Here is a 4,074-nt window from a genome sequence, read left to right on the forward strand (position 1 = left end):
GGCCATGGTGGCCATGGTGTCGTTGGGATAAACGGGCACGGCCGCCTGGATCAGGATGGGGCCTGCGTCTACCTCCGGCGCCACCAGATGGGCCGTACAACCGGTGATGCAAACACCGGCAGCCAAAGCCCGCTCCATGGCGTTCAGCCCCCGGAAGGCGGGCAGCAATGAGGGATGAATGTTCACCAGTCGCTTGTCATAGGCCTGGCAGAGCACAGGGGAGACAATACGCATCCACCCCGCCATCACCAGCACGTCCACCTGAAGGGCGCGGAAATGGTCCACCAGGGCATGGTCCAGGGCTTCCCGGCTGGCGTAACGGCGATGATCCATCACCGCAGCCTCAACATCCAGACGCCTGGCTCTGGCCAGCGCCTTGCAATGGGGGGTGTTCACCACCAGCCCCACCACCTCTCCATGCAGACCGCCATGGCGCGAGGCCCGGACCAGCGCCTCGAAATTCGAGCCCTGACCGGACGCCAGCACACCCAGCCGCAAAGGTCTGGGTAACGGGGAAGGAGCCCTGTGGGGAACCACCAGGGTCACGGTCCGGGGAGGAGACCCGGAACCCTCGTCCCCCATGACCGCCGGCCGTGGCTCAGATGGGCTCACAGGTGGAGACGAAGGCCACGCCACCGTAATAGGCCAGCAGTGGCCTCAGCGCCGTGCGCAGGGCTTCGGTAACGGGCTCCTCACAGAAGATGACCACGTGGACGTTGACCCCCAACCCGGTGACTTCAAGGGCCTCACTGGCCACAAGCCCATGGGCGCCGCGGCCCGTGATATGCCGCGCCACGGAATAGCCAGGGGCGCCGGAACTGTCAATCACGCTGATCAACCGCTCCAGTTCACGCTCGCTGAGAATCACATCAACACGGTTCATAGTCAACTGGCAGGGATCACGGTCTTGATGACTTGCAGGTACAAGGGGATTCCAACAATGATGTTGAAAGGAAAGGTGAGCCCCAGACCTGTGGAGATGTACAGGCTGGGATTGGCTTCCGGAACGGTCATCCGCATGGCGGCCGGTACGGCGATGTAGGAGGAGCCGGCGCAGAGCACGGCAAACAGCAGCGCCGTGCCCTGACTCATCCCCAGCACGGCCGCCAGGCCAATGGCCAGGAAGGCGTTGATCAAGGGCATCAGCACGGCAAACCCGATGAGAAAGGGTCCGGCGCGACGCAGTTCATTGAGACGACGGGCCGCCACCAGTCCCATGTCCAGGAGGAAAAAGGTGAGCACACCATAAAAAAGCTTGTCGGTGAAGGGCTCCAGCTTCTGCACGCCTGTGGAACCCTGCTGGGCCACCAGAAACCCCACCAGCAGGCTGCCGATCAGGAGGAACACGGAACTGTTGAGGAACGCCTCATGGAGCACGGCCCCCAGACCCACCCTCTCCTGACCCGGCTTCCGGGATGAGCGGCCCAGGAGACGCACCAGGAGAAGGCCAACGATGATGGCCGGTGACTCCATCAGGGCCAAGGCCGCCACCATGAAGCCGTCGTAGGGCAGAGCCAGCACCCGCAGAAAGGATTCCGCCGTGATGTAGGTCACTGCGCTGGTGGAGCCATAGGCGGCGGCAATGGCCGCGGAGTTGTAGACGTCCAGGCGGGTGCGCAGGATAAGGAAGCTGTACAGGGGGATCACCGAGGCCATGAGCACCGCGGCCCCCACGCTCAGGAGCACAGTGAGGGACAGGCCGCTGCGTTCCAACTGCACCCCCCCGGTGAACCCGATGGCCAACAGGAGGTACAGGGAGAAAAGCTTGGGCAGTGGCGCGGGGATCTCCAGATCGGAGCCCAGCAGCACGGCCAGCATCCCCAGGAAGAAAAAGAGAACGGGCGGGGTCAGGATGTTCTGTAACGCCAGTGCGGTGTCAACCAACCCGGGACTCAAGCCTAATCTTCAGCGATTTTAACCGCTTCCACGGCGACCATCCCCAACAATGGGGAGTGTGTTACGAGTTCCAGGTGTCGCCGTCCTCTCCACCCTTATTGGTCATTGCCAGCAGGAATGCCGGCAAGGTGAAGGAAATCACGGCCATGCTCAGCCCCATGGACATTCGGCTCGGAACCCAGCCGGAGGAGTTGGCGGTGGAGGAAACGGGCTCCAGCTTCGCTGAAAATGCGCGCCTGAAGGCTGCAATCGCGGCCCGGTTCACCGGGGCATGGAGCCTGGCGGACGACTCGGGGCTGGTGGTGGATGCCCTCAACGGCGCTCCCGGCGTCTATTCAGCCCGCTACGGCCCGGATGCGGCAAGCCGTCAAGCACGGCTTCTGGCGGAATTGAAGGGCAGCCTCTACCGTGCCGCTTCCCTGGTCAGCGCCTTGGCGCTGGCCAATCCCCTGGGGGAGATCCTTCTGGAAACCGAGGGCGAGTGTCGCGGTGAAATCCTGGAACAGCCCAGGGGCGTGGCCACGGGCTATGGGGACATCTTCTGGATCCGGGCGGCGGGGTGTACCTATGGGGAACTCCCCACCAGTCAGAAGCTGAAATTCGGCAGCCGGGGGCGGGCCGTACGCAGTGTTGCTGCGGACATCAAACGTCTCCTGAATCTACGGACGGGTCCTCCATGGGATCCGAAGAATTCCCTGTGGTGAGTGCCCAGATGGCCAGTTGGGTGCGGTTGCGGCTGCCGGTTTTGGTCAACAAGTGGGCCACATGGCTTTCCACGGTGCGCACGTCAATGGCGAGGGCCTCGGCAATGGCCCGGTTGCTGAGGCCTTTCCGGAGATGGGCCAGAACATCCCGCTGGCGCTGGGTCAGGTGAACGGGATCGGGGGAACTGCCGCAAGGCAGGCATGGCATGGGTCATGGGGGCATGGACACTCAGCGTTCCCCCGCCCCGCCCCCTGGCCGGGTCTCCTCATCTCCCCATGCTGAAGCCGATTCAGCCTGACGTGGACATCAGACGGGGCTCACCCTGGGCGGTGGACTGGCGTTTGGCGGCCTGACGGCGTAGCTGGTCGTGCATACGCTCCACCTGGGCATGGAGAGTGAGGAGTTGGTCCTGCAGATCGCCGCCGCCGTCCAACCCTTGCAGAGCAGCCATGGCCTCTTCCAGATGGTGCTTGCAGGCAATGAGAGCAAGACACCCCTGGGTACCGGCTTCCGTGGTCATTTTGTCTGAATGGTTTCCATTCAGCCTACACCCGCCAGCCGGCCGGGGTCGGAACGATACTGTAGCGGATTTAGCCAGGACGTTGTCTTCTCTGATCTCTTTTACCCCAGGACCGGCTATGGACCAGCCCCGATGGCCGACCTGCTAGGATCAGAAGGAAGAAGGCCTGTGCTGATGTTCTCTAACTACAAGCCCCAAGGTGGTTTTGATGAGTACTTTGCCGCACCCAACCGACCGAGATCCTGCTTTGAACCCCTCGTCTCCTCCCTGGGACATCTCGGCCTGGAGGAAGTCAGCCGCAACCACCGTGCCGCCGAGACGTTGCTTCAGCAAGTTGGGGCCACCTTTCAGTTGTATGGCGGGGACACCGACAGTGACGAGCGTATCCTCCCCTTCGATCCCTTGCCAAGGCTGATTACAGCAGGGGACTGGGCTTGGCTGGAGGCCGGACTGATTCAGCGCCTGCAAGCCATTGATCTCTTCCTGGATGACATCTACGGGGATCAGCGCATTATTAACGACGGTGTCATTCCCCGGGAGTATGTGGAGACCTCCCAGGGTTGGCGTCCTGCCATGGTGGGGATAACCCCACCTCTGGGGCGCTGGTGTCACGTGGCGGGGCTGGACCTGATTCGCGACCAAGCAGGCGCCTGGAAAGTGTTGGAAGACAATCTGCGCTGTCCCTCTGGCGTAGCCTATTACCTGGAGAATCGGCGGGTGATGAAGCGCATGTTCCCCAGTTTGTTCCACAGCCACACGGTTCAAGCCATTGATGACTACCCATCGTATTTACTTCAAACACTACAGGATCTTGCTCCCTGGACCGAAATCCCCAAGGTGGTGGTGTTGACGCCAGGTTCATTCAATAGTGCGTATTTTGAGCACAGCTACTTGGCACAGCAAATGGGTATTGAGCTGGTGGAAGGTCGTGATCTCTTTTGCGAAGACGGCCA

The 4,074-nt window shown here is 62.0% G+C and carries 7 protein-coding genes; 2 read left to right on the forward strand and 5 right to left on the reverse strand.

Annotation, left to right across the window (positions count from 1 at the left end; genetic code table 11):
• The 3 genes from purN to BG35_RS0107250 form a co-directional block, all read right to left on the reverse strand.
• Window positions 1-582 (reverse strand): phosphoribosylglycinamide formyltransferase (gene purN / locus BG35_RS10850; RefSeq protein WP_034417761.1); only part of this gene is annotated, 582 nt, incomplete at its 3' end.
• 16 nt (window positions 583-598) lie between these two features.
• The gene (locus BG35_RS0107245) at window positions 599-883 is read right to left on the reverse strand and encodes a P-II family nitrogen regulator (protein WP_025782304.1); all 285 of its coding nucleotides are present in this window, start codon (window positions 881-883) and stop codon (window positions 599-601) included.
• 2 nt (window positions 884-885) lie between these two features.
• Window positions 886-1,896 (reverse strand): sodium-dependent bicarbonate transport family permease, encoded by a 1,011-nt coding sequence (locus tag BG35_RS0107250; RefSeq protein ID WP_236619820.1) that lies wholly within the window; start codon window positions 1,894-1,896, stop codon window positions 886-888.
• A 74-nt stretch (window positions 1,897-1,970) separates the two neighbouring features.
• Between BG35_RS0107250 and BG35_RS0107255 the strand changes: the two genes are divergently transcribed.
• A complete protein-coding gene (locus BG35_RS0107255; RefSeq protein ID WP_071994815.1) occupies window positions 1,971-2,600 on the forward strand; it encodes a non-canonical purine NTP pyrophosphatase in 630 nt (209 codons plus the stop codon).
• On the opposite strand, the gene BG35_RS0107260 is transcribed toward BG35_RS0107255, so the two are convergent.
• Both BG35_RS0107260 and BG35_RS0107265 read right to left on the reverse strand, forming a co-directional pair.
• The gene (locus BG35_RS0107260; RefSeq protein WP_025782307.1) at window positions 2,539-2,808 is read right to left on the reverse strand and encodes a response regulator transcription factor; all 270 of its coding nucleotides are present in this window, start codon (window positions 2,806-2,808) and stop codon (window positions 2,539-2,541) included. The genes BG35_RS0107255 and BG35_RS0107260 overlap by 62 nt on opposite strands.
• A gap of 82 nt (window positions 2,809-2,890) precedes the next feature.
• Window positions 2,891-3,121: a hypothetical protein gene (locus BG35_RS0107265; protein WP_025782308.1), complete on the reverse strand. Its 231-nt coding sequence runs from the start codon at window positions 3,119-3,121 to the stop codon at window positions 2,891-2,893.
• 174 nt (window positions 3,122-3,295) lie between these two features.
• Here BG35_RS0107265 and BG35_RS0107270 point away from each other — a divergent pair.
• A partial coding sequence (locus BG35_RS0107270) for a circularly permuted type 2 ATP-grasp protein (RefSeq protein ID WP_025782309.1) occupies window positions 3,296-4,074 on the forward strand: 779 nt, incomplete at its 3' end.

Source organism: Candidatus Synechococcus spongiarum SH4 (assembly GCF_000586015.1).
Lineage (GTDB): Bacteria > Cyanobacteriota > Cyanobacteriia > PCC-6307 > Cyanobiaceae > Synechococcus_B > Synechococcus_B spongiarum_F.

What these genes read in the sequence shown, in the direction of transcription:
- BG35_RS0107245 (WP_025782304.1), bottom strand. Translation starts at nt 883, where the DNA reads ATGAACCGTGTTGATGTGATTCTCAGCGAGCGTGAACTGGAGCGGTTG.
- BG35_RS0107260 (WP_025782307.1), bottom strand. Translation starts at nt 2,808, where the DNA reads ATGCCATGCCTGCCTTGCGGCAGTTCCCCCGATCCCGTTCACCTGACC.
- BG35_RS0107265 (WP_025782308.1), bottom strand. Translation starts at nt 3,121, where the DNA reads ATGACCACGGAAGCCGGTACCCAGGGGTGTCTTGCTCTCATTGCCTGC.